A 24345-nucleotide genomic window follows, 5' to 3' on the forward strand; every position below is an offset into this window, starting at 1 on the left:
AAAGGTTTGCGTACAGGATAGACTAGTCAGGCCAATATGTGATGAGGCGCTTAAAACCCCATGGTTAATATGGATATTTTTTGAGCTATATCCCTGTTTCCCCCGAGCCTCGTTGCTAGCATGGTGAGCAGATAACAATAAAAAATTAATACAAAATCCCTACAAAATATCCTACAAGGAGCACCTATGACCGTTATGGAACATACTAAGGCTGCACAAATTGATCTAACTAAGCACGGACTGACTGGCGTTACTGAAGTTCTTCGTAACCCTAGCTACGAGCAGTTATTCGTTGAAGAGACACTGCCAGGTTTGGAAGGCTACGAAAAAGGCGTAGTAACGGAACTAGGCTCTGTTGCGGTTGACACTGGTATCTTTACTGGCCGCTCACCAAAAGATAAGTACATTGTTAAAGATGACACCACGCGCGATACCATGTGGTGGTCAGATCAAGGCAAAAACGACAACAAACCGATTACAACTGAAGTATGGGATGAGCTTAAAGAGCTTGTGACAACTCAGCTATCTGGCAAGCGCCTGTTTGTCATCGACGGTTACTGTGGTGCTAACCCTGATACGCGCTTAAGTGTACGTATTATTACTGAAGTAGCGTGGCAAGCGCACTTCGTTAAGAACATGTTCATTCGTCCAACAGACGAAGAGCTAGCAACGTTCGAACCTGATTTCGTGGTAATGAACGGTGCTAAAACAACTAACCCTAACTGGGAAAAGCAGGGGCTAAACTCTGAAAACTTCGTTGCTTTCAACCTAACAGAGCGCGTTCAAATCATCGGTGGTACTTGGTACGGCGGTGAAATGAAGAAAGGCATGTTCGCAATGATGAACTACTTACTTCCTCTGCAAGGCATTGCTTCAATGCACTGTAGTGCTAACGTCGGTGAAGAAGGCGATGTAGCGATTTTCTTCGGCCTATCAGGTACCGGTAAAACAACCCTATCAACCGATCCTAAGCGTGAGCTAATCGGTGATGATGAGCACGGTTGGGATGACGATGGTATCTTCAACTTCGAAGGTGGTTGTTACGCCAAGACCATTCGCCTATCTAAAGAAGCAGAACCTGAAATCTACAATGCTATCCGTCGCGATGCGCTACTAGAAAACGTAACGGTTCGTGGCGATGGTTCTATCGATTTTGATGACGGCTCAAAAACCGAGAACACTCGTGTTTCTTACCCGATTCACCATATCGACAACATCGTTAAGCCAGTATCAAAAGCCGGTCACGCTCAAAAGGTTATCTTCCTGACTGCTGATGCATTTGGTGTGTTACCACCTGTTTCTAAACTGACTCCAGAGCAAACGAAGTACCACTTCCTATCTGGCTTCACTGCGAAACTAGCAGGTACAGAGCGTGGTATTACTGAACCAACACCAACGTTCTCTGCGGCATTTGGGGCGGCATTCCTAACTCTTCATCCAACTCAGTACGCTGAAGTACTTGTGAAGCGTATGGAAGCAGCTGGCGCTGAAGCTTACCTTGTGAACACTGGTTGGAATGGCACTGGCAAACGTATCTCAATCCAAGATACTCGTGGCATCATCGACGCTATCCTAGATGGCTCAATCGACCAAGCTGAGACTAAGGTTATCCCTATGTTTAACCTAGAAGTACCACTAGCGTTGCACGATGTTGACCCAGCGATTCTTGACCCACGTGACACGTACACTGACCCTCTACAATGGGAAAGCAAAGCGAAAGATCTAGCAGAGCGTTTCATCAACAACTTTGATAAGTACACAGACAACGCTGAAGGTAAGTCACTGGTTGCGGCTGGCCCTCAACTGGACTAACCCAACATCTGCTCGGGCCAAGCTAAAAGCGAACGCCCAATTTAAAGTGATATTTTTGTAGCAAGCCCCTCTTTTGAGGGGCTTTTTTGTTGATGCTTGACCCTTTTTGTTCCACTCTGTTTTGAGACGATTGAAATTTAAGGCTTTCAGGGAATGAAAAAGGTATTCATGGTGTTCGGCATTGCGTTGGCTATCGCCGTTGCAACTATCGCAGCATTGCTATTAAGCCTGCAAACCCAATACCGTGCGGATGTTACTAACTTTTTTATCAAACATGCGATTGAACAACCTGTGCTCATTGAAGATGTTGAGTACCAGGCGCCTTATCACATCACCTTAATGGGCATTACCCAAAGCCAACCTGAAAAACAAACACCGCTGTATATCGACAAGGTTGACCTTTGGTTCAGCTCAGACTCTATTCTTGAAACTAAGCTGGTTTTGGACTCTGTATTGATCAGCGGACTGCAGTTAGAAGCCGACGACCTAGAAACGCTCGCCTCTTTATTTACCCAGCCAAGCATTAAGATCCACCAGCTGGCCATCAACAATCTCGACTTTTCAACCCCAGATTTTAACGCGCGAGGCATCGATCTTCAGATCTCCGACCCAACGTGGAACAACGACAACTCACTTCTACCTTATGGAAAAACCCAACTTTCTGCCTCACAGCTGTATTGGCAAGGCGAAGCGTTCGATAACCTGTTGATTGACCTAGATCTTAAACCAAGTGATAGCACCCTGTATGGCGCTTCGTTTGACTGGCGTGGTGCCAAAATTTCTGGTCAAGCAGAGCAGTATCAGCAAGATTGGTCGTTGGTGAATGTGACCGTCGATGGCTTACGACTCAATCAGAAACAGACCCAAAGCCTACTAAGCAAAGAGTGGGATGTGACAGGTATTCAGATCAATCACATCAATAGCTTAGATATTCTGCGTAGCGATGTAGAGTGGCAAGACGGCCACCTCGCAGCTTTTGATGCCTCACTAGAAAATATCCAACTGCCTTTTGAGCTGTGGAAGCAACAGAGAGCCATTTTCTCTCTGCAAGCTGAAGGCGTCACCTTGGACAATGATCAATTCATCGACCCAAGTCTCAAGCTGAACCTAAACCCCAACCAAATTTTGGTTGAAGACTTCTATACACAATTCCTGCAAGGCAGTATTCAGCTAAATGGCAAATTTACCCCTACTGCTATTGATTTAGCACAGCTTGATATTCAAGGCATCAAGTGGATTACGGAGAGCCAAGATAATCATCTACCCGCCGCACGCTTAATACCTTGGCTTACAGAGCTTCAACAAGCCTCTATAGACCGACTAAATGTAGAACGCACCCAACTCATCCAGCTTGCAAATAAACCTTACTGGCAAGTATCAGGGCTGCACATTGAAGGACATCAAGTTCAGTTGCTTCAAGAACGGAAACTAGGATTATGGCAAGGCAAACTGATGGCCAGCGCAAACGATGCCAGTTACCAAAACATTGTTAGCGCACAGCCGGTGGTTGAGATGAATAGCGAACAAGGGAAATGGACGCTGACACGTCTGTTTGCGCCACTCAGGAATGGCTATATTGAAGCCAATGCAACACTCGATTTTAACCAAATCAGCAAGCCATGGAGCTTAGATATCTCTGCCGATGGGTTACCGATAGCACCCATGTTACAGCAACTTGAACTACCGCTCGACGCAACCGGTTATGGCGAGTTTGAACTTCAAGCCGCAGGTTTATATGGCGACTCACTGATGCTCGGTTACTCAACCACGGGGCAACTCACTGGCAGCGTTCGCCAAGGTGTGATGACCTTTAACGACAAGCTTTCTGAAACATCGACTGATAACGTATTTGAAATCCCAGAGCTCAATGCGAATTTTGACCGTGGACGCTTCACACTCGAACCAGCGCACATTATTGGTGCATCGGCAGCAGAGCAAGGCGAACAAAGGATTCAAACGTTAAATGGCGAAATGTCTGGGGAGCTCGACTTGCTAAAGGCAGAGCAACACACTCTCTCTATTTCACTATCCGACCCATGCCACCAAATATCAGGAAAGCTCACCCAAGCTGAGTATTCCGAGATTAACGACTGCCAACAAAAAAGCGCCACTCCACAAGAGTAGCGCCTTCTATCTGTATCTTTATCTGCTAGCCATTGTCAGCTATACGCTTACGTTGGAGTCCGTTGATAATCTCTTTTTGTAGTCAGGGATCAGCATATAGGTTCCCGTAAACTCAACCGCCTCCACGTCGCCACTGTTAATGGTCACGTGAATGATGATACGAGCTTTTCTGCCTGACGCGAGGCGATCTAAATCGCCACTGATCCCATCCAATGACGTGGATGCCACTGGGTTTTGCTCAACTGGATGACGGTAACGAATATTACTATCTGCTAGTACGATATCACCAGTCAACCCACGCTCCTTCATTAGTAACCAAGTCATACCCCAACCGGTTAAGGTCGCCAAAGTAAAGGCTGAGCCAGCAAACATGGTGTTATGAGGGTTAAGGTTTGGATTCAACTGAGCGCTACACTCGAACTGATACCCCGTGTATTGGTTAATCTTGATGCCCATCTTGTCACTGATCGGGATCTGATGCTCCCAGCGCTGTTGAAGCTCATTACACCATTCTGGTTTGCGCAGTACATCAGCCATTGGATCAAGAGGTTTTACCATCTGTTGGTGACGCACAGGCCCGCGTTGGTCGTTAATCTCACCACGACGCTCAAACTCATTCTTCTCATAGAATGAGATCGCATCTTCACGTGCATTACACACCAAACGCTTCGCCCCTTCTTGACGTGCCAGTGACTCTAGCGCAACCAAGATAAGTGAGCCCATGCCTTTGCTTTGGCGAGAGTTCTTCACCGCCATATAGCGAATCTGCCCCTCTAGATCTGGGGTGATATAGAGACGACCAATCGCCATCGGGCGACCTCGACCATCAACAATCATGCGATGGTGACTCATTGGGTCATATTCATCGCGCTCTGAACCGACCGGCATTCGCCAAGGTTCGCGGAGCATTTGCCAGCGAAAATGGTAATACTTGTTCAGTTGATTCTCGGTGGTCGGGGTTATGAGTTTAAACATGCTTATTCCTTTAAGCCTAAACCTGCAGCCAGAATGTCACTGGGCCATCATTAACCAAAGACACTTTCATGTCGGCTGCGAATCGGCCACGTTCCGTTGGCAACACTGATTCACATTGGTCAGAGAAATAGTTGTAAAGACGCTCTGCATCTTCAGGGTGAGCACCGCGAGAAAATCCAGCTCGTGTCCCTTTCTTGGTGTCAGCTGGCAGTGTGAATTGAGACACCACGAGTACCTTGCCTTCCACCTGTTTCACGTTGAGATTCATTTTATCGTCTTCATCTCCAAAGACACGATAAGTGGTCACTCGTTCCATCAAACGTTTGGCTTTGGCTTCGTCATCACCTTTTTCTACACCTAACAGAACTAATAAGCCTTGCTCAATCTCACCCACTACTTCGCCATCAACACGGACGGCAGCTTCACTTACTCTCTGGATCAGTGCTATCACTGTTGTTTCCTTGCTCTGTAATTTTGTCTTTATCCGACGAGTGTACCATTTCTTGAGAGTCACTCCACTGTTCCTGCTCGCCCAACGCGGCCGTCACTTCAGCACCCACTAACACAATCAACCAGCACAAATAGACCCAAACAAAAAGAATGGGAATCGCCGCTAATGCGCCATAAATCAACTGGTAAGACGGAAACTGAGTAATGTAAGCTGCAAAGCCTTTCTTACTGAGTTCGAACAACAAAGCCGCGACCAGAGAACCCGCAGCCGCATGAGAAAAGTGTATCTTTTTGTTGGGAACCAACAGATACAGACCAAAAAACGCAAAGAATGAGGTAATCAAAGGGAGCTTGCGAATCACGGTATTAAAAGCACTCGACACGACTTCGTTTTGTAACAAGTTTAATGATGTCACATACGAGGTTGCAGCAATGCTCGCTCCGATCAAAATAGGCCCAAGAGTTAGCACCATCCAATACATCGAAAAAGACAACACAGCACGTCGCTTTTCCGTTACTCGCCAGATGTAGTTTAGGTTTTTATCAATATTGGAGATCAGCATCAGAGCGGCAATGAATAAGAACACACTACCCACCGCCGTCATCTTGCCGGTATTGGCAACAAACTCCAGTAAAGCACCATGCACCGCATCCCCGGAAGCGGGAACAAAGTTGGTAATAACGAAGTTTTGAATCACTAAACCAACATCAGCAAAAACTGAAAATGACGACAAAATAGAGAGCAAAACCGTCAACATCGGTACGATCGAGAGCAAAGTAATGTACGCCAAGTACCCTGCATTCACATTAACTCTATCGTGCGTCATCCGCGTAAGAAGATAGCGGGAAAACTGGATGCTTCCTGTAGCTGCCTTTTTTATCTTCAACTTGTAACTCCCTGGTAACTCGTTCATAGTCCTAATTAATATTCCGTTATATTAATCACAGTAAGTAAATGTTCAAAAATAGCGTAGGAAAAAGGCTTGAGAACAAGGCAGAGTTTTGTGATAAGTAGTTATTCTACAATCAAAAACTCTAACGCCGTTATCGAGCATTTTAACAAGCTAGGTTGAGCAGTTATTTACTACGATTGATATTATTTAACTATAGGAAACTAGGATGCCTTATTTAATAGTTATAGTCCTCTCTATTTTTACTCTTACTGGATGCCAATCAGCTTATTACTCCGCAATGGAGCAAGTGGGTTACCACAAGCGTGACATTATGGTTGATAGAGTGGAAGACGCTAAAGAGTCGCAACAGGACGCTCAGGAAGAGTTTACTAGCGCACTTGAAGCCTTGAGTAGCCTGACTAATTTTAGTGGCGGCGACCTTGAAGACATGTACAACCAAATCAACGATAAATACCAAGACAGCGAGAAAGCGGCACAAAATGTCAGTGATCGCATTGCTGCGATTGAAGACGTGTCAGATGCGCTGTTTGCAGAGTGGCAGAGCGAGTTAGACCTCTACACCAGTGCTTCACTGCGCCGTTCGAGTGAACAAAAACTGCGAGAAACCCAATCGTCTTACCAGACCATGCTTTCAGCAATGAAACGCGCTGAGAAGAAAATGGACCCGGTACTCAACACCCTTCGCGACAATACGCTTTATCTAAAGCATAACCTCAATGCGAGTGCTGTCGGTTCGTTGCAGGGCGAATTTATGAGCTTAGAAAAAGACATCGCCTACGCGATAGAACAGATGAATGCTGCAATAGCAGAATCGGATAAGTTCCTAGCTCAGCTGAACCAGAAGTAGCGCTACAGATAAAGAACACGATGCAACCTATCATTATTACTGCCGGCCCCGGAGCCGGGAAGACAACACTGATTAATGCCTTGGGTGACATGGGTTACCCAACCTTCGCTGAGTCCTCTCGCCAGTTGATAGAACAGCAGAGCCAACTTGAGAACGGTATCTTACCTTGGTTAGACCTACCGGGCTTTGCTCGCCTGTGTCTCACTGTCATGAATGAGCAAAAGGAACAGGCCAACCAGCATCCGGTTGCGTTTCTCGATCGCGCCATTCCAGATATCTGCGGTTACTTAACTCAGGCGAACCTTGAGATTGACGAAATCTACCGAGAAGCTAGCCAAGGCTATCACTCACAAGCCTTGCTCTGTCGCCCTGAGGAATCAATTTACGTACAAGATGATGTGAGACCTTATCCGTTTGAAGAAGCATTAGAGATTCACCACGCGCTGGTCAGAGTCTATCAAGAGCTTGGGTATGAGATTATCGAGGTGCCATTTATGTCAGTCGAAGAGCGGGCTCTATTTGTTAAAAGCCACCTTGGTATCAAAAGCTAGATCCCCACTCGGTCGTCCCTCCCTCTTGAGGATGACGAATACTTGAACGCCTTTCGTATCTCGCATCTCGTTTACCCGTATCAACTCTAACACCACATAAAACAAAAGCCCCGAGCAGCTAGGCTACTCGGGGCTTTCTTATTTATTCTAAACGTATTGCTTGAATAGCTAGAAGCTAGTCAGCTGGCGATTAAGCCTTAGCTGGACGTGCTGCACGCTTACGTTCGTTTTCAGTAAGAAGCTTCTTACGGATACGTACGTTTAGTGGCGTTACTTCTACTAGTTCATCTTCATCGATAAACTCAAGAGCTTGCTCTAGAGTGTGCTTGATCGGTGGAGAAAGAACTTGTGCTTCATCAGTACCAGATGCACGAACATTCGTTAGTTGCTTACCTTTCAGACAGTTTACTGTCAGGTCGTTTGAACGGTTGTGAATACCGATTACTTGACCTTCATAAACTTCATCAGCGTGCTCTGTAAATAGACGACCACGAGCTTGAAGGAAGAACAATGCGTAAGTCAGTGCTTTACCAGTCGCGTTCGAGATTAGAACACCGTTGTTACGTTGACCAATGATACCGCCTTTGTAAGGACCGTAGTGATCGAACGAGTGGTAAATAAGACCAGAACCAGACGTCATTGTAAGGAATTCAGTTTGGAAACCGATAAGACCACGAGAAGGCATCATGAAGTCCATGCGAACACGGCCTTTACCATCTGGTGCCATATCTGTTAGCTCACCCTTACGTAGACCGATGCTTTCCATGATCGCACCTTGGTGCTCTTCAACTACATCGATAGTAACCGTTTCGAACGGTTCCATTTTCTGACCATCTTCTTCTTTGATGATTACTTCTGGACGAGATACTGCTAGCTCGAAACCTTCACGACGCATGTTTTCGATCAGGATAGAAAGGTGAAGTTCACCACGGCCTGATACGCGGAAACGGTCTGGACTTTCAGTTTCTTCAACACGTAGTGCAACGTTATGAACCAATTCTTTTTCAAGACGCTCAAGGATGTTACGTGAAGTTACAAACTTACCTTCTTTACCCGCGAACGGAGAAGTGTTTACTTGGAAAGTCATTGTTACTGTTGGTTCATCAACAGATAGAGGTTCCATTGCTTCAACAGTGTTTACGTCACAGATAGTGTCTGAAATTTTCAGCTCACCAAGACCTGTGATTGCAATGATGTCGCCAGCGTTAGCTTGTTCTACTTCGTGACGCTCAAGGCCTAGGTAACCAAGTACAGTACCTACTTTACCGTTACGTTTTTTGCCTTCAGCATTCACGATAGTTACTTGTTGGTTTGGCTTAACAGAACCACGAGTAACACGAGCAACACCGATAACACCTACGTAAGAGCTGTAATCAAGTTGCGAAATTTGCATTTGTAGTGGACCGTCAAGGTCAACTGCTGGTGCTTCTACTGTATCAACAACAGCTTGGAACAATGGTTCCATGTTCTCGCCAGTTTCGCCTTCAGTCATTGTTGCCCAACCGTTTAGCGCTGAAGCGTAAACAACGGTGAAGTCTAGTTGCTCATCTGTAGCACCTAGGTTGTCGAAAAGGTCGAATACTTGATCCATAACCCAATCAGGACGAGCGCCTGGGCGGTCAATCTTGTTGATTACAACGATTGGCTTAAGACCGTGTGCGAATGCTTTTTGCGTTACGAAACGAGTTTGAGGCATTGGGCCATCAACTGCGTCAACGATAAGCAGAACAGAATCAACCATAGACATGATACGCTCAACTTCACCACCGAAGTCCGCGTGTCCCGGAGTATCTACGATGTTGATGCGGTAATCATTCCAGTTGATTGCTGTGTTCTTAGCAAGGATTGTAATGCCACGCTCTTTTTCGATGTCATTCGAATCCATGACACGCTCTTCAGCTTCACCACGAGACTCAAGAGTGCCTGACTGTTGTAGTAGTTTATCAACCAAAGTCGTTTTACCGTGGTCAACGTGCGCGATGATCGCGATATTTCTTAACTTATCAATCTGTGGAGTAGACATGGATTCTCGATTCACTCATAAAAGTAGCCGTCACTTATCTCAAAAGTTTGGATAATAACCGCTAGCTTGATTTAAAAAACGGTCAATAATATACCAGATTCTAGACAAAAACCCAGAAATATGTGATCTGAACCAAGGCTTTTTTCTTTATTAGCGATTCATATCCGCTTAACTTTGGTTCCGTACAGTGTCTAGTCGACTAATTCGTAGGGTTATCGAAAAATATCACCCGCTAAGTGGGCAACCAAATCTCCGGTAAAATAACAAAAGTGGATTGACAACTTAGGCAATTCATTGCTGAATGGTGTTCGCTTATGTCTCATATTGGTGCACAGATAAATAATTGCACCAATATCGTGCAATCAAAGATCATTTTGGTGCAAAAGTCAGAGTTCGCAAATCAAGAAAACAAGTAAATCATTGAAATTAATGGAATAATTTTTTTGGCACGTTTTTGGCTATAGATAAATCAGCATCGATTAATGCACGTATAGACATTAATCAATGCTGGTTTCAACCGAATCGAGCTAATACCGAATTAATAACACTGGAGGTTATCCAAGATGTCAGTAGAAAATGTACTATCCCTGATCCAAGAGAACGAAGTTAAATTTATCGACTTACGTTTTACTGATACAAAAGGTAAAGAGCAGCACATCTCTATTCCTTCTCACCAAGTTGATGCAGACTTCTTCGAAGAAGGCAAAATGTTTGACGGCTCTTCAGTAGCTGGTTGGAAAGGCATTAATGAATCTGACATGGTAATGATGCCAGACGCAGCTTCTGCTGTACTGGACCCATTCACAGAAGATGCAACGCTAAACATCCGTTGTGACATCCTTGAGCCTGCAACAATGCAAGGCTACGACCGTGACCCACGCTCTATCGCTAAACGTTCTGAAGAATACCTACGTTCTACGGGTATCGCAGACACAGTTCTAGTGGGTCCAGAGCCAGAATTCTTCCTATTCGATGACGTTAAGTTCTCAAACGACATGTCTGGTTCTTTCTTCAAAATTGATGATGTAGAAGCAGCTTGGAACACAGGCTCTGACATCGAAGGCGGTAACAAAGGTCACCGTCCTGGCGTTAAAGGCGGTTACTTCCCAGTAGCTCCTGTCGATTCATCTCAAGATATCCGTTCAGCAATGTGTCTAGTAATGGAAGAGATGGGCCTAGTTGTTGAAGCTCACCACCACGAAGTTGCAACTGCGGGTCAAAACGAAATCGCAACTCGCTTCAACACGCTAACAACAAAAGCGGATGAGACTCAAATCTACAAGTACGTTGTACACAACGTTGCGCACGCATTTGGCAAAACAGCGACATTCATGCCTAAGCCACTAGTTGGTGACAACGGTTCTGGCATGCACGTTCACATGTCATTGAACAAAGATGGACAAAACTTGTTTGCTGGTGATAAGTACGGCGGCCTATCTGAAATGGCTCTTTACTACATCGGTGGTGTAATCAAGCACGCTCGCGCAATCAACGCATTTGCTAACCCATCAACGAACTCATACAAGCGTCTTGTACCTGGTTTCGAAGCACCTGTAATGCTTGCTTACTCAGCACGTAACCGTTCTGCTTCTATCCGTATCCCAGTAGTACCAAGCCCGAAAGCACGTCGTATCGAGCTACGTTTTGGTGACCCAGCAGCTAACCCATACCTATGCTACTCAGCAATGCTTATGGCTGGCCTTGACGGTATTAAGAACAAGATCCACCCTGGCGAAGCTATGGATAAAGATCTATACGACCTTCCTGCAGAAGAAGCAGCTGAAATCCCAACAGTTGCAGAATCTCTACAAGGTGCTCTAGCAGCACTTAACGAAGACCGTGAGTTCCTAACGGCTGGTGGCGTATTCTCTGACGACTTCATCGATTCTTACATCACTCTGAAATCTGATGACGTACAGCGCGTGAACATGGCTACACACCCACTTGAGTTTGAACTGTACTACTCAGTTTAATCCTTAGTCGGTTAGCATGTAATTCTTACTGCAGTAAAAGCTATTGCAACATGTAAGAAGCACTAAAAAATATTAGGCTCGCCTCGCAGGCGGGCCTTTTTTCTATTCTCCCTCCCCCAGCTTCCTCGTACCATATCTTAAACAAAAGCCCTCACAGGCTGTTGCTATAAATACAATAAAATCAATAACAAAACTAACGTCAAACGTGAAAACACCTAACGGTGGAAAGAGGCTAACGATATGAAAAAAATACTGTTCCTAATCGGATTAACAGTCGCATTCTCGTGCTCTGCTCAAACGGTGTACACCTGGGAAGATGAGGATGGTGTGCTTCACTTTAGTGATACCCCTACCGATCAAGGTGCGGAGGCTCTTCGTCTACCTGACGTACAAGCTTCCGCGCCAGCCCCTAAATTTGAGGCCTCAACGCCTGTTGACGCTGCAGATCCCTCTACAGCTAAAACGGCAACACCAGCTCAAGCTCAGGAAAAAACGGATAACACGAAACGAGAGGTACCCGCTCAGTTAGCCCTCAGCATGCTGACTCCAGTTCATGATCAAACCATCCGCAGCAACCGTGGCTTAATCCCAATAAAAATAGAACTCAACCGCAAGCTTGGTATTGGAGAGCAGTTGCAATTGATGCTCGATGGTCGTCGTTATGGCGCTCCACAAACCCAACCTAATTGGGAATTGAAAGGTATCGATCGAGGCACTCACACCATTGCAATTCAAGCACATAGAAGCGGCAAGCTTATTGCATCTACTAGTCCAGTCACCGTGTATTTACATCGAGCGACGCTCAAGTAAGCCAATGTGTTAAAAGAGGCCAAATTACCTCTACTTTTCACCTGATCGAAGCAGCTTTCAGCGACTCTAATGAATTATCTTTAGCTTCTGGTTGATATGCGCCATACTTGAACTTAGCTTCGCACCAATTTGGTGCAGTGAGAAAAACACCAGTTCAAGGACGAAATAGTGAATCGATCAGCCAAAAGCGACAGCATAGATACACATCATCTTTCCAGCGCCATTCTCGACAATATGGTGACCTCAACATTGATGCTCGATGAGCAACTGTATATCCGATATGCCAACCCGGCGGCTGAACAACTCTTTTCGCAAAGTGCACGACGTATCGTTGATCACCCTCTGAGCCAACTTATCCAGCACGCCTCACTGGATTTAGCGCTGTTGACTCAACCGCTACAAAGTGGCCAAAGCATTACCGACAGTGACGTTACCTTTGTGGTTGATAACCGCCCACTAATGCTTGAGGTAACAGTGAGCCCAATATCTTGGCAGCGAGAAACGCTGTTATTGGTTGAGATGCGCAAGATAGACCAACAAAGACGCCTCAGCCAAGAGCTCAACCAACACGCACAACAACAAGCGGCTAAACTATTGGTACGCGGATTAGCCCATGAGATTAAGAATCCATTGGGCGGATTAAGAGGAGCCGCGCAGCTACTTGGTAAAATGCTCCCTGATCAGTCCCTTAATGAATATACGCAGATCATTATTGAACAAGCCGACCGCCTGAGAGCTTTGGTCGATCGCCTGCTTGGCCCACAGAAACCGGGGACCAAATCGGAAGAGAACCTTCACCAAATACTTGAAAAAGTAAGGCAACTCGTCGAGCTAGAATCAGGTTCAACACTCGTCATCGAACGAGACTACGACCCGAGCCTACCGGACATCTTGATGGATTCAGCACAGGTAGAACAAGCCATGCTCAATATAGTGAGCAACGCAGCTCAGATTCTGAAGGCTCAAGAATCAGGAAAAATCACCATTCGCACCAGAACGGTGCATCAAGCAAACATTCATGGTCAGCGACACAAACTCGCCGCTCGCATTGAGATCTGCGACAACGGCCCGGGTATCCCCGATGAATTGAAAGACACCCTGTTTTACCCAATGGTCAGCGGACGAGAAGGAGGTACAGGGCTAGGGCTATCGATATCTCAAAACCTGATCGATCAACACAATGGGAAAATTGATGTTGAAAGCTGGCCGGGCAACACCACATTCACGATTTATTTGCCGATATAAGCAAAGCTGGGTCTCCCACTGGAAACAACGTTTCATTAGCAACACTGAATACCGAACAATAAAAACAACAATGATTATCACAATAGATTTGGCTGCAAAGGAATTGAATTATGAGTAAAGGATACGTTTGGGTCGTCGATGACGACAGCTCTATCCGCTGGGTAGTAGAGAAAACACTTTCATCTGCGGATATAAAGTGTGAAACATTTGCTGATGCAGAGAGCGTATTACTTGCTCTTGAGCGCGAGACGCCAGATGTATTGGTATCTGATATTCGCATGCCCGGCATTGACGGTATTGAGCTTTTGCATCAGGTTCATCAACGCTCTCCCGACCTGCCAGTGATCATTATGACCGCGCACTCAGACCTTGATGCAGCGGTCAATGCTTATCAAAAAGGCGCTTTTGAGTATCTGCCTAAGCCGTTCGATATCGATGAGACACTGACTTTAGTAGAACGAGCAATCGCCCACAGCCAAGAGCAAAAGCGAGAACAGGCGAGTGAAGCAGTAGAAGACACCAACGCGCCAGAAATCATTGGCGAAGCGCCTGCGATGCAGGAAGTCTTCCGCGCCATTGGTCGTTTGTCTCGGTCATCCATTTCCGTACTGATCAATGGTGAATCAGGTACAGGTAAAGAACTAGTCGCACACGCCTTACATCGTCACAGCCCAAGAGCGAAAAAGCCCTTTATCGCCCTGAACATGGCTGCGATTCCCAAAGATCTCATCGAGTCAGAACTGTTTGGCCACGAAAAAGGCGCCTTTACCGGTGCTAACAGTGTTCGCCAAGGACGCTTCGAGCAAGCCAACGGGGGTACTCTGTTTCTTGATGAGATTGGCGACATGCCACTCGATATTCAGACTCGACTACTGCGCGTGCTGTCTGATGGCCAGTTTTATCGCGTAGGTGGACATTCTGCGGTTAAGGTCGATGTTCGTATCGTTGCCGCAACCCACCAAGATCTTGAGCGCTTAGTACATGACGGTGGTTTCCGTGAAGACCTTTTCCATCGACTCAACGTTATCCGAATCCATATTCCGGCACTGCGCGAACGTAAACAGGACATTGAAAAGCTGACTCACCACTTCCTAGCATCAGCCGCTGAAGAGCTTGGTGTAGAAGTGAAGACACTACACCCAGAGACCATTCTGAAGCTCAATCAGCTCAATTGGCCGGGAAACGTGCGTCAGCTTGAGAACATTTGTCGTTGGTTAACAGTAATGGCAAGTGGTAGTGAAATACTTCCTTCGGATCTGCCTCCTGAGTTGTTGGAAGAGAAGGTTGTGATCAGCGAAGGTACTGATGGTAATTGGCAACAACTGCTGGCTAATTGGGCCAAGAGTGCGCTTGATTCCGGCGAAAAAGAGCTGCTGACTTATGCTCTACCCGAGTTTGAACGTATATTATTAGAGGCCGCACTCAACCATACTAATGGCCATAAACAAGATGCAGCGAAAGTTTTAGGATGGGGAAGAAATACCCTGACTCGTAAACTCAAAGAGTTGTACTGATCTTTATATGCCTCTATATACATATTTTTTAAAGCTAAAAAAGTGTCGCTTGCTTTGAATAGTATCGGTACAATTACAGTACACTATCTATCCAAACTGTAGCTAAAGATGTCTTTGAAAACACAAATTACCTTGAGAACCGCAGTGGTTCTGCCATTCGTGATGATATTTCTCTTCACTATGGGCGTAATGATTTTCACTCAAAAGCAAAGCTACAAGGAGATGGTGAGTGATATTAGTGCGCGCCAACTAACATCACTCACTGATAACGTTCATCAAAGCCTTGCCGATTTTTTAGAAAAGCCATTTCACGCTAACCTTTCACTAAGTCATAACATCGGTTATCACAACCTTTATAAAGAGGGAGATCTTAGTCAGGTTCAAGACTACATCCTTTATAAATTTTCTCGTCATTTCCAAGCTGTTCCCCAACTAGATGTGATTAGTTTTGGCTCTGCAGACGGTAGCTACGTCGGTTTTCGAAAAGAAGTTAACAACGGCTACACTTTGATGGCCCGAGATGACCGAACCCAAGGCCAGCTGGTCATTTATCGTGGCCACACGATTAGCGAAGACATTCGAACCGTGATTTCAGCTTACGACCCAAGAGTTCGCCCTTGGTACACACCTGTCGTAGCACAGAACAAGGCATTATGGTCATCAATTTATGCCAATGCAGATGAACGACAAGAGATCACTTTATCGGCTCTTGCTCCTATCTATAGTGATAACGAGCTCAAAGGTGTCCTTGCCAGCGATATCAAGATCAACACTTTTAATGCATTTCTCAAAGAACTAAAAGATGAAACAGATGCTTCTGTTTATATTATTGATAAGCAACAGCGCTTAGTCGCTCATTCGGGCGGAGGCAGCGTGGTCTCTTGGGGAACAGGACAAACAGACAAAGGCCAGCGCTTGTTAGCAACAGAGAGTGCTAACGCGGTAATACGTGAAAGTGCCCGTTATGTAGATAAGTTTCATCTAATCGATGATTTAAATGTGCAGCGCTTTAGTTTTAATTTAGATAACGAACGATATTTCAATCAACTTACCCCTTATGAAGATGAGTACGGCATCACTTGGATTATTGGTATGTCGATCCCAGAAAGTAGCCTACTTGGTGAATTACCAAAAAACCAAAGAAACAGCTGGTTACTCGGTCTAACGCTCAGTTGCATTGGTATTATCGCTGGATTAATTGCCTTTAATCGCGTAACTCAACCCATCACTTCAACAGCAGGGGCAGCAAAGCGCCTCGCCAAAGGTGACTGGGATACGAGCATGCCAAAAACGGGCAATATCTATGAAATTAGCATGTTAACTGCGTCATTTAATGAAATGACCAACAATTTAAAGGCTTCTTTTCAGGCGTTACAGGCTCAACTTACCTATGACTCATTAACTAAACTGTATAGTCGTGAAGGCTTTATTGATACAGCCAAGAAAAACCCTGAAAACGAAAAAGGTACACTTTACTTAATTGGTATTGACCGCTTTCGAGATATTAATGATAGCCTCGGCCATTACAATGGTGACCAACTGCTTATCATTGCGGCTGCTCGTTTAAGAGGTACGCTGCCATCGAACTTCCTGTTAGCTCGAACTGGCGGGGATGAATTTGCGATTTACGCTCCTAACATCAATCAAATAGATGACGTCCAGCTACTGACGAGCCGCTTACTTCGAATCTTTACCTCCCCATTTGCCATGGAATCAGAAAGCGTGGTCATCAAAGTATCAATGGGTGTCGTGAATGTCTCGAACGTCAACGACATTACACTGCTGCTACGCAACAGCAGTATAGCCTTGAGCAACGCAAAGCAAGACAAAACCAGTGTCAGTATTTACAACCCAGAAATGGGCAAAGCATCGAGATATCGTACCAAGATGCTGGCACGTCTTAACAAGGCAATTGAGCTTCAGCAGTTCGAGCCCTTCTATCAGCCTATAATCGACCTGGAATCCGGAGCTACCATAGGTGCCGAGGCTTTGGCTCGTTGGGTAACGGACGAGGGTATAATCTCACCTTTGGAGTTCATTCCTTTAGCAGAAGAAACAGGATTGATCTACGACATTGGTAAGCAGATTTTGCACAAGTCATGTCGAGATACCGCAATCGCGATTGAGTCTGGAAAATGGAATAAAGACTTCTCTATTCACGTTAACCTATCTGTCGACCAACTGAGTGAAAGCGGATTCATTGAATTGGTTAAAAGCACGCTGCGTGACACCAAATTACCAGCCCAAAACCTGACGCTAGAGATCACTGAATCACGCATCGTCGACAATGACCAAACCATCATCGATAATATGCTGACGCTAAAAGCACTAGGTATCTCGATTGCAATTGATGACTTTGGTACCGGCTATTCGTCACTGGCTTACTTACACAAACTGCCATTTGATTGCTTAAAGATCGATCGCAGCTTCGTCAGTAAGTTGGAAAAAGAGAACCTAGACAGCTCCATCGTCGCGGCCATCGTCAACATCACCAAGGGTTTCAAAGTAAGTTTGGTAGCAGAAGGCGTTGAAACACAACAACAAGCTGAACTACTCAAGCAGCTTCAATGTCCGTTAGCTCAAGGGTTCTTATACAGTCGTCCAGTTCCGTTTGACCAATGGCCTACCGACCTCGGCACCAAGCAAAATGCCAAGTTTAAAACGAATAACGAAATCGAACAAAACGCAGAGGCCAAACAGAGCACCAAAGAGAACCTCGCCTAAATCAGGCACAAATCGAATGAGTCAGATACAAAAATGCCAGCATGATGCTGGCATTTTTTATGTTTCTATTCTCTATCGATTTATTAGATGACGCGAGAGAATTGCTGTTGGCGAGCCTTGGCACGTAGGTATTTATCAAAACACATACAGATGTTACGGATCAGCAAACGGCCACGCAAAGTCACGCGGATTTCTTTGTCATCGACTTCAACCAACTCATCGTTGATAAAGGTTTGTAGAAGCTCTAAATCTTCTTTGAAGTAGCGATTAAAGTTAACCGAGAACTCAGATTCGATCATTGTTTTATCAAGCTTGAAGTTACAAATCAGCTGCTTGATCACTTCACGACGTAGAAGGTCGTCACTGTCTAGAGCAACACCTTTCCAAAGTGCATGACGCAGGTCATTCACCTGAGCGTAGTACTTCTTCAGCTCTTTCTGATTTTGAGCGTAGGCATCACCGACCATAGAGATAGCAGAAACACCGAAACCAATTAGGTCAGCTTCACCTTGGGTCGTGTAGCCTTGGAAGTTACGATGCAGAATACCTTCACGTTGTGCTACTGCTAGCTCGTCTTCAGGCAGAGCAAAGTGATCCATACCAATAAACTGGTAGCCCGCGCCCGTTAAAGTCTCAATGGTATCTTGGAGGATTGCCATTTTCTCTTTTGGTTCAGGTAGGTCTTCATCTTTAATCTTACGCTGTGCGGCAAACAGTTGCGGCATGTGTGCGTAGTTAAATACCGATAAACGACCCGGTTTCATTTCTAACACTTGCTTCAATGTTTCCGCGAACAAAGCTTGAGTCTGCTTTGGTAGGCCGTAGATCAAATCAAGGTTGGTTGAACGGAAGCCTAGCTCTTTCGCACGTTTAACCATCGCAATGATGAACTCTTCATCTTGCTCACGGTTAACCAGTTTCTGCACTTCTTTATTGAAGTCTTGCACACCAATGCTCAGGCGGTTGAAGCCTTCGTTACGCAGGTGGTCAAGTACGTCTAGCTCAATCTCACGCGGGTCAACTTCAATACTGATTTCAGCGTCAGCAGTGAAATTAAATTCCTCACGCAGAATCATCATCAAGCGAGTAATTTGTGTTTTGGTCAAGAACGTTGGCGTACCACCACCGAAGTGCAATTGCGTCACTTCACGGCCATTCAACAAAGAGGCGCGCTGGCGGATTTCATGTTCAATCACATCTAAGTACTCATCCGCTTTATGCGAGTGACGAGTAATGACTTTATTACAACCACAGTAGTAACAAAGCTTATGACAGAACGGGATATGCACGTAAAGAGAGAGTGGACGCTCAGGGTACTGAGTACACGCCATGTCGTAATCAGCGACGGTAAACGCTTCATGAAACTCCAACGCTGTTGGATATGAAGTGTAACGAGGTCCCGAATAGTTGTACTTGTTTAAGATCTCTTGATCCCAAACGATTTGCTGATTCGTTGTTACTGGCTTGCTCGACATAGCGGTAATTCCAATTTAGATCCGCGAGAACCTAAGGTCTCTCAAATCATTTTACATACATTAAAATATAGACGGGTTATTTTGCCACACGACCAGTAAGGTCGTTCCAAGACAAAATCAATTTTTCAGACAAAAACTCAGAACTGCTAGCTTGATCACTAACAAAGCGTCGGGATTAACGAGACGCAAAAGGTAAGAAGGCTCATTTAACATTGTCTATTAAAAGATAAGGCGACTTAAAAACAAGATGCATTTAAGATGAAAAGTCTTAAATGCATAGGTATTAAAAGCAGCGCGTCTAAAAACGGAATGTTAAACAAGCCTCTATATTTAAAAGTCTTAGTGACTAGATCATCTGAATGTTGATTTGGTTGTTGAGAGGCTTAACCTTCTCCTGCAACCTTTTCAAATCTTCAATGACCGCATCATTCAAGCGAGTCTCCGCCTTATGGCGTGTGAGATTCTGCTGCATACGCTCTTTCTTCGTCAGTTCCTGCCTTCCATCTCCGCGAGCCATATCTTTTACGATATGGTACAGCTCAGAAAGAGCAGGATACTCAGAATCAAAATCGACACGCTCATCACCCTGAACATTATCCATAATGATACACACTCGGATACTGATCTCAGGTAAGTCACACTGGCCTTGAATACCCGCTAAGCATAAAGTATTTACGTTTTCGTAAATCGTCGCGTTACGTTTTTCAATGGCAAGTGCTTGATGCTGCTTTTGCAACTCCGTCTGCTTCTTCACTTGAAGTAGAAGGTAACCTGCGTAAGAGCCCAAGCCGAGAATGATAATTCCACCAGCAATTGCTAATAAGGTTACGTTCATTGGCTATTAACCTTTAAAGCTGTCTAAGTCGAAATCTTCGAATTGAGATAGCAAGTCTTCGTCAGAGCTTGCTTTCTTCTTAGAGGCAACAGGTGCTTCTTCGAAGATCTCTTCTTCATCGTCTTCTGGCTCTAGCAGACCTAAGCGGCCCATTAGGTGTTCGATACGATCAAGTTTCTCATCAACAAACTTCTGCAGACCAGCACCTAGGTTTTCACCATTTTCGATACGATCTAGCAATGTGTTCAGTTGAGCATCATTCTCAAGCATCTCTAACTCTTGTTCGTTAGATAGCTTGCGCTCTTGTTTCGTCGACTTCTTCGCTGGTTCAACAATCAGCGGGATTTTTTTCTTGCTACCTAAACGAGGGTCGCGAGCTAGTGCAGCTTTACGCTGTTTTGCTTCGCTACCATCTGAGTGACGGCTGCCCGACTTAAGGCCTTTACGCTTTTTAACACGCTTACGTTCACGACCTTCAACATCAGATTCACTACGGTTACGAGTAACCATAGGTTCCGGAGCGCCAAGTGCTCCCGGTTTTCTTGATTTCTTACTACGACCCATTACTGCACTTTCCTCAGTAAAATTACATCATTTCCAAAAAATTCTAGTTCGAGCTTATCCCGCTCTGCCAAAAACTGGAATGTTTGACGACTAAAGAAGACGACATGTGTCGGGTCATTCTTGTAGTGCCAACCAGCAAACGCGTCTACGTCTATTACTAGTTTAGTCATAAGACCAATCCAGCCCTTGGGTTTAACTAAATTCAACCATTGCTGCCACACTTTGTCTGGGTGATAAAGATGCTCTATCACCTCCGTGGCAGTCATAAAGTCATACGTTTTTTCCAACACAGAAGCTTCTGGGTGGTAATAGATATCGTACAACTCCATGGTGTGTCCGGCTTCTTCTAACATAATAGATAGCGTAGGGCCTGGGCCACAACCAAAATCCAACCCGTGTGAGTTAGATGAAATTTTGTCTGTTAGTGGATCCGCGATGCGAGATAGAAAACGGCGATAGCCTGCATCACTAGGATCGTTCTCATGGAGATCATAGTGTGCTTTCTCTTCTTTTGCTTCTAACCTTTGTTCAGGTTTAACAAATACCAGTTCACATTGCTGACATTGCAGATAGGCTCTGCGTTTGTCTTCAAAATAGTGATTCACGCCTTGGTGATGGCATAAGGGACAAGTATACATAGCACATCCTTAAACAGGGATGCGAAACATACCAGAAACTGAGTTTATAGTGGAGAGGTATTGGGTGTTTTTTCATCAAATCAATAAAAAAAGCGATAGGAAAACCTATCGCTCTCTAAATCTGCCTATATCGGCCAAAATTTGCATACTCAACTTGGTACACAAATCTCCATTTGTTATTGGTGCTTTCCATGCCAAATTTGTTTGTTGTTCATCGTCCTGATGAGTTTTGGCTATCCTTTTCTAACACCTTGTTGCTGGGCTGTCCTAGCCTGATCCGTTTCTGTCTATACCGTTAGACTAGATGACCATCCGTATCTAAGTCAGCTCCTAGCTGATGGCGGCTACTTTACCTTTTTACAAAAAGACTACAAGAGTGCGAGCTCACACTTTTGTACACAATTCGAACAAGCATTGATAAATTAGACATTAACACAAACCGGATATATAAAATCAATACAAAAGAAAACGCCCCAACCATTACTGATCGGGGCGTCTCTTCAATCTCGCTCGAACGTACATTTCATTACTCTGGCTAAGAGCAAGAAACCAACATATTAGTGTAAACCACCAACGTACTTCGATAAGGTATCAATATCTGCGTCTGTTAACTTTTTAGCTACATCACGCATCATCGCATTCATGTCGTTATTACGGTTACCATCGCGGAATTTCTCAAGTTGAGCCTTGATGTAATCTGCGTGCTGACCTGAAATCTTAGGGAAACCAGAAAGTTCGGTACCATTACCACGAGGGCCGTGACAAGCAATACAAGCCGTTACGCCGCGTTCTGCGTTACCCGCAGTGTAAAGAACCTTACCTTCATCTACTACATTTTCAGGAGTAGAGTTACTAGAGATAGGGAGAGATGCGTAGTATGCCGCTAGGTCAGCCATATCTTCTTCAGATAAAGGCATCGCCATTGCACCCATTACAGGCTCGTAACGACCTTGTTTACCACCACTCGTCATACCTAGCTTAAGCTCTTTTAACTGCTTCTCTAGATACTTCTCATGTTGACCAGCCAGCTTAGGATACTGAGTGATCAGACTGTTGCCGTCAGCACCGTGGCAGGCAACACATGTTTGTGATTTGGCTTTACCAGCTTCAATACTACCTTGAGCCCATACTGAGCAGCTGGCTAAAAGACTCAAAATTAGCGCTAATTTCTTCATGACATTCCATTATAATTATCAAGCTTCCAGTACCACTCTATGTTGCCACTCATGGTACAATAGGCGACCTTATGCCGAGCACGGTTATTTTACACAAATTCACAAAAAAGTAATCAATCGACTACACAAAGTCGAGATGGAGTTAACAGTGAGCGTAAAAATTCATTATCAAAACACGCATTTCATTACCAGTGCACCTGATATTCGTCACTTACCAGAAGACGAAGGGATCGAAATTGCGTTTGCAGGACGCTCCAATGCTGGTAAATCTAGCGCACTAAACCGCGTTACAAACCAAAAAAGCTTGGCGAAAACCAGTAAAACCCCAGGTCGAACTCAGCTAATTAACCTATTTAAGGTTACCGACGGCTGTCATATTGTCGATTTACCGGGATATGGCTTCGCTCAAGTACCGCTTGAGATGAAGAAAAAATGGCAGAAGTCGCTAGGTGAATACCTACAACGACGTGAAAGCCTAAAAGGTTTAGTGGTATTGATGGATATCCGTCACCCAATGAAAGACCTTGACCAACAAATGATCTACTGGGCTATCGATAGCCGCATCCCAGTACAAGTTTTGTTAACAAAAGCAGACAAACTGAAAAGTGGTGCGCGTAAAGCACAGCTACTGAAAATCCGTAATGATGCGAAATCTTTCGGTGGTGATGTTGCGGTTGATGTCTTCTCTTCAATGAAGGGTATCGGCGTTGATCAACTGCGTGCCAAGATGGATGAGTGGTTTGCCCCAGTGTTTGCTGATCAAATCATTGATGAGCTAGCGGACGAAGAGCACAACGACTCAGAGTAGTTCTTCTATCTATAGCTTTATCTATAATTAGAAGTTAAAGCACTTACAGCAAGTGATTTAGCCTTATTAATACCCTTCCTTATATAGGTGGGGTATTTTTTTGCCCAAAAATTAGTGAGTTAAACCTAAGTCTTGAGAATTAAAGACAAGATTAATCAGTTAGAAACGAGAGAAGTGAACCATACTAAAAGACACATCTAAATAAACAGAACAATGAGAAAGGAATACTCATGTGGAAAACACCATTGGCCATCATTGCACTTATGTTGATCTCACTGACAGGGTTTGCCTCTGAAGCAGAACAAGAACAAGTCCCATTAATCAATGTCGATATGACCTTAGACCTAGATGGTATGGAAAGGTACGCAAAAGACGCGAGTGAGTCTCTTGAGGTGATATCGCAATCTTTGCAGGCGATAGTCAACAACCCCAACCTCAGCAATGACCAACAACAAGCCTTGAATCAAACCGTTGAAAGCATCAATCAGCTTGCGAGCTCCACCAAGACATCCCTCAATCAACTCCCACAAGTCTTAGACCAATCTCGACTCGCCTTTAAGAAAACCAGTCAATTACTGCTAGATGATATCCAAACTAAAATCATTATTGCGTTGGCAGCCGTTATCACTGTCATTGTTATCGCGTTGACCGCTATCTATCTACTTATCCTAAAACCCATGCAGCAAACCTTGGTGGAAGCGACCAACAATATCTCTTCTATGGCGCAATCTATCCAGATCACGGCCGAAGCTCTGAAATACAGCACAGAGAAACAACAGGAAATCATGGACTACATTGAGCATTCACCCACTCAATATACTGATAAATAAGACGTAAACGATCAATGCATTATGAGTCACTTGTAAAATAAAAGTTATTTTCAAGAAT

General features: G+C 44.8%; 20 protein-coding genes. 11 read left to right on the forward strand and 9 right to left on the reverse strand.

The features are described from left to right. Nucleotides 1-186: 186 nt before the first annotated feature. Entirely contained in the window at nucleotides 187-1812 is a 1626-nt protein-coding gene (gene pckA / locus AB4180_RS06505; RefSeq protein WP_009848030.1) for a phosphoenolpyruvate carboxykinase (ATP), read from the forward strand. Nucleotides 1813-1965: 153 nt separating this feature from the next. Continuing rightward, the gene (locus AB4180_RS06510; protein WP_102249020.1) at nucleotides 1966-3936 is read left to right on the forward strand and encodes an AsmA family protein; all 1971 of its coding nucleotides are present in this window, start codon (nucleotides 1966-1968) and stop codon (nucleotides 3934-3936) included. 39 nt (nucleotides 3937-3975) lie between these two features. On the opposite strand, the gene AB4180_RS06515 is transcribed toward AB4180_RS06510, so the two are convergent. From AB4180_RS06515 to AB4180_RS06525, 3 genes are read right to left on the reverse strand one after another with little or no spacing between them, the layout of a single operon-like run. Then, nucleotides 3976-4911, reverse strand: a complete 936-nt coding sequence (locus AB4180_RS06515; RefSeq protein WP_009848032.1) for a bifunctional GNAT family N-acetyltransferase/hotdog fold thioesterase — start codon at nucleotides 4909-4911, stop codon at nucleotides 3976-3978. Nucleotides 4912-4927: 16 nt separating this feature from the next. Then, nucleotides 4928-5362, reverse strand: a complete 435-nt coding sequence (gene dtd / locus AB4180_RS06520; RefSeq protein WP_004735590.1) for a D-aminoacyl-tRNA deacylase — start codon at nucleotides 5360-5362, stop codon at nucleotides 4928-4930. After that, nucleotides 5334-6275: a virulence factor BrkB family protein gene (locus tag AB4180_RS06525; protein WP_012603002.1), complete on the reverse strand. Its 942-nt coding sequence runs from the start codon at nucleotides 6273-6275 to the stop codon at nucleotides 5334-5336. Before AB4180_RS06525 ends, dtd begins: the two co-directional genes overlap by 29 nt. 205 nt (nucleotides 6276-6480) lie before the next feature. Between AB4180_RS06525 and AB4180_RS06530 the strand changes: the two genes are divergently transcribed. Next, the gene (locus tag AB4180_RS06530; RefSeq protein WP_102249021.1) at nucleotides 6481-7122 is read left to right on the forward strand and encodes a DUF2959 domain-containing protein; all 642 of its coding nucleotides are present in this window, start codon (nucleotides 6481-6483) and stop codon (nucleotides 7120-7122) included. Between the two features lie 20 nt (nucleotides 7123-7142). Beyond that, nucleotides 7143-7673 carry an AAA family ATPase gene (locus AB4180_RS06535; protein ID WP_102249022.1) on the forward strand — a complete coding sequence of 177 codons (531 nt, stop codon included), beginning with the start codon at nucleotides 7143-7145 and terminating at the stop codon, nucleotides 7671-7673. Between the two features lie 190 nt (nucleotides 7674-7863). On the opposite strand, the gene typA is transcribed toward AB4180_RS06535, so the two are convergent. Next, a complete protein-coding gene (gene typA, locus AB4180_RS06540) occupies nucleotides 7864-9696 on the reverse strand; it encodes a translational GTPase TypA (protein WP_009848036.1) in 1833 nt (610 codons plus the stop codon). A 563-nt stretch (nucleotides 9697-10259) separates the two neighbouring features. Here typA and glnA point away from each other — a divergent pair. The 5 genes from glnA to AB4180_RS06565 all read left to right on the forward strand — a co-directional run bounded on the left by glnA (nucleotide 10260) and on the right by AB4180_RS06565 (nucleotide 17962). Beyond that, nucleotides 10260-11669, forward strand: coding sequence for a glutamate--ammonia ligase (glnA, locus tag AB4180_RS06545; protein ID WP_009848037.1), 1410 nt, complete (start codon nucleotides 10260-10262; stop codon nucleotides 11667-11669). 240 nt (nucleotides 11670-11909) lie between these two features. Next, nucleotides 11910-12479: a DUF4124 domain-containing protein gene (locus tag AB4180_RS06550; RefSeq protein WP_102249023.1), complete on the forward strand. Its 570-nt coding sequence runs from the start codon at nucleotides 11910-11912 to the stop codon at nucleotides 12477-12479. Between the two features lie 168 nt (nucleotides 12480-12647). Next, the gene (gene glnL / locus AB4180_RS06555) at nucleotides 12648-13724 is read left to right on the forward strand and encodes a nitrogen regulation protein NR(II) (RefSeq protein ID WP_198592239.1); all 1077 of its coding nucleotides are present in this window, start codon (nucleotides 12648-12650) and stop codon (nucleotides 13722-13724) included. 110 nt (nucleotides 13725-13834) lie between these two features. Then, nucleotides 13835-15238: a nitrogen regulation protein NR(I) gene (gene glnG, locus AB4180_RS06560; RefSeq protein ID WP_009848040.1), complete on the forward strand. Its 1404-nt coding sequence runs from the start codon at nucleotides 13835-13837 to the stop codon at nucleotides 15236-15238. A gap of 108 nt (nucleotides 15239-15346) precedes the next feature. After that, the gene (locus tag AB4180_RS06565) at nucleotides 15347-17962 is read left to right on the forward strand and encodes an EAL domain-containing protein (RefSeq protein WP_102249024.1); all 2616 of its coding nucleotides are present in this window, start codon (nucleotides 15347-15349) and stop codon (nucleotides 17960-17962) included. An 83-nt stretch (nucleotides 17963-18045) separates the two neighbouring features. On the opposite strand, the gene hemN is transcribed toward AB4180_RS06565, so the two are convergent. The 5 genes from hemN to AB4180_RS06590 all read right to left on the reverse strand — a co-directional run bounded on the left by hemN (nucleotide 18046) and on the right by AB4180_RS06590 (nucleotide 22649). Continuing rightward, nucleotides 18046-19437 carry an oxygen-independent coproporphyrinogen III oxidase gene (gene hemN, locus AB4180_RS06570; RefSeq protein ID WP_102249025.1) on the reverse strand — a complete coding sequence of 464 codons (1392 nt, stop codon included), beginning with the start codon at nucleotides 19435-19437 and terminating at the stop codon, nucleotides 18046-18048. A 346-nt stretch (nucleotides 19438-19783) separates the two neighbouring features. Further along, nucleotides 19784-20272: a DUF2489 domain-containing protein gene (locus AB4180_RS06575; RefSeq protein WP_017079341.1), complete on the reverse strand. Its 489-nt coding sequence runs from the start codon at nucleotides 20270-20272 to the stop codon at nucleotides 19784-19786. A gap of 6 nt (nucleotides 20273-20278) precedes the next feature. Further along, entirely contained in the window at nucleotides 20279-20836 is a 558-nt protein-coding gene (gene yihI, locus AB4180_RS06580) for a Der GTPase-activating protein YihI (protein ID WP_004735577.1), read from the reverse strand. Further along, the gene (locus AB4180_RS06585; protein ID WP_004735576.1) at nucleotides 20836-21474 is read right to left on the reverse strand and encodes a class I SAM-dependent methyltransferase; all 639 of its coding nucleotides are present in this window, start codon (nucleotides 21472-21474) and stop codon (nucleotides 20836-20838) included. Before AB4180_RS06585 ends, yihI begins: the two co-directional genes overlap by 1 nt. A 557-nt stretch (nucleotides 21475-22031) precedes the next feature. Beyond that, nucleotides 22032-22649: a cytochrome c gene (locus tag AB4180_RS06590; RefSeq protein ID WP_009848044.1), complete on the reverse strand. Its 618-nt coding sequence runs from the start codon at nucleotides 22647-22649 to the stop codon at nucleotides 22032-22034. 148 nt (nucleotides 22650-22797) lie between these two features. Between AB4180_RS06590 and yihA the strand changes: the two genes are divergently transcribed. Further along, entirely contained in the window at nucleotides 22798-23457 is a 660-nt protein-coding gene (gene yihA, locus AB4180_RS06595; RefSeq protein ID WP_017099574.1) for a ribosome biogenesis GTP-binding protein YihA/YsxC, read from the forward strand. 230 nt (nucleotides 23458-23687) lie between these two features. Further along, nucleotides 23688-24287, forward strand: a complete 600-nt coding sequence (locus AB4180_RS06600; protein WP_102249026.1) for a GTP-binding protein — start codon at nucleotides 23688-23690, stop codon at nucleotides 24285-24287. The last annotated feature ends 58 nt before the right edge of the window (nucleotides 24288-24345 follow it).

The sequence above is a fragment of the Vibrio sp. 10N.286.49.C3 genome (assembly GCF_041469545.1).
GTDB classification, from domain to species: Bacteria; Pseudomonadota; Gammaproteobacteria; order Enterobacterales; family Vibrionaceae; genus Vibrio; species Vibrio tasmaniensis_A.

Excerpts from the sequence above, each read along its gene's own strand:
- typA (WP_009848036.1), bottom strand. The coding sequence starts at position 9,696 with ATGTCTACTCCACAGATTGATAAGTTAAGAAATATCGCGATCATCGCG.
- AB4180_RS06585 (WP_004735576.1), bottom strand. The coding sequence starts at position 21,474 with ATGTATACTTGTCCCTTATGCCATCACCAAGGCGTGAATCACTATTTT.
- glnA (WP_009848037.1), top strand. The coding sequence starts at position 10,260 with ATGTCAGTAGAAAATGTACTATCCCTGATCCAAGAGAACGAAGTTAAA.
- AB4180_RS06530 (WP_102249021.1), top strand. The coding sequence starts at position 6,481 with ATGCCTTATTTAATAGTTATAGTCCTCTCTATTTTTACTCTTACTGGA.
- yihI (WP_004735577.1), bottom strand. The coding sequence starts at position 20,836 with ATGGGTCGTAGTAAGAAATCAAGAAAACCGGGAGCACTTGGCGCTCCG.
- AB4180_RS06525 (WP_012603002.1), bottom strand. The coding sequence starts at position 6,275 with ATGAACGAGTTACCAGGGAGTTACAAGTTGAAGATAAAAAAGGCAGCT.
- pckA (WP_009848030.1), top strand. The coding sequence starts at position 187 with ATGACCGTTATGGAACATACTAAGGCTGCACAAATTGATCTAACTAAG.
- AB4180_RS06515 (WP_009848032.1), bottom strand. The coding sequence starts at position 4,911 with ATGTTTAAACTCATAACCCCGACCACCGAGAATCAACTGAACAAGTAT.
- glnG (WP_009848040.1), top strand. The coding sequence starts at position 13,835 with ATGAGTAAAGGATACGTTTGGGTCGTCGATGACGACAGCTCTATCCGC.
- AB4180_RS06600 (WP_102249026.1), top strand. The coding sequence starts at position 23,688 with ATGTGGAAAACACCATTGGCCATCATTGCACTTATGTTGATCTCACTG.
- AB4180_RS06550 (WP_102249023.1), top strand. The coding sequence starts at position 11,910 with ATGAAAAAAATACTGTTCCTAATCGGATTAACAGTCGCATTCTCGTGC.
- AB4180_RS06535 (WP_102249022.1), top strand. The coding sequence starts at position 7,143 with ATGCAACCTATCATTATTACTGCCGGCCCCGGAGCCGGGAAGACAACA.
- AB4180_RS06575 (WP_017079341.1), bottom strand. The coding sequence starts at position 20,272 with ATGAACGTAACCTTATTAGCAATTGCTGGTGGAATTATCATTCTCGGC.
- AB4180_RS06590 (WP_009848044.1), bottom strand. The coding sequence starts at position 22,649 with ATGAAGAAATTAGCGCTAATTTTGAGTCTTTTAGCCAGCTGCTCAGTA.
- hemN (WP_102249025.1), bottom strand. The coding sequence starts at position 19,437 with ATGTCGAGCAAGCCAGTAACAACGAATCAGCAAATCGTTTGGGATCAA.
- AB4180_RS06565 (WP_102249024.1), top strand. The coding sequence starts at position 15,347 with ATGTCTTTGAAAACACAAATTACCTTGAGAACCGCAGTGGTTCTGCCA.
- AB4180_RS06510 (WP_102249020.1), top strand. The coding sequence starts at position 1,966 with ATGAAAAAGGTATTCATGGTGTTCGGCATTGCGTTGGCTATCGCCGTT.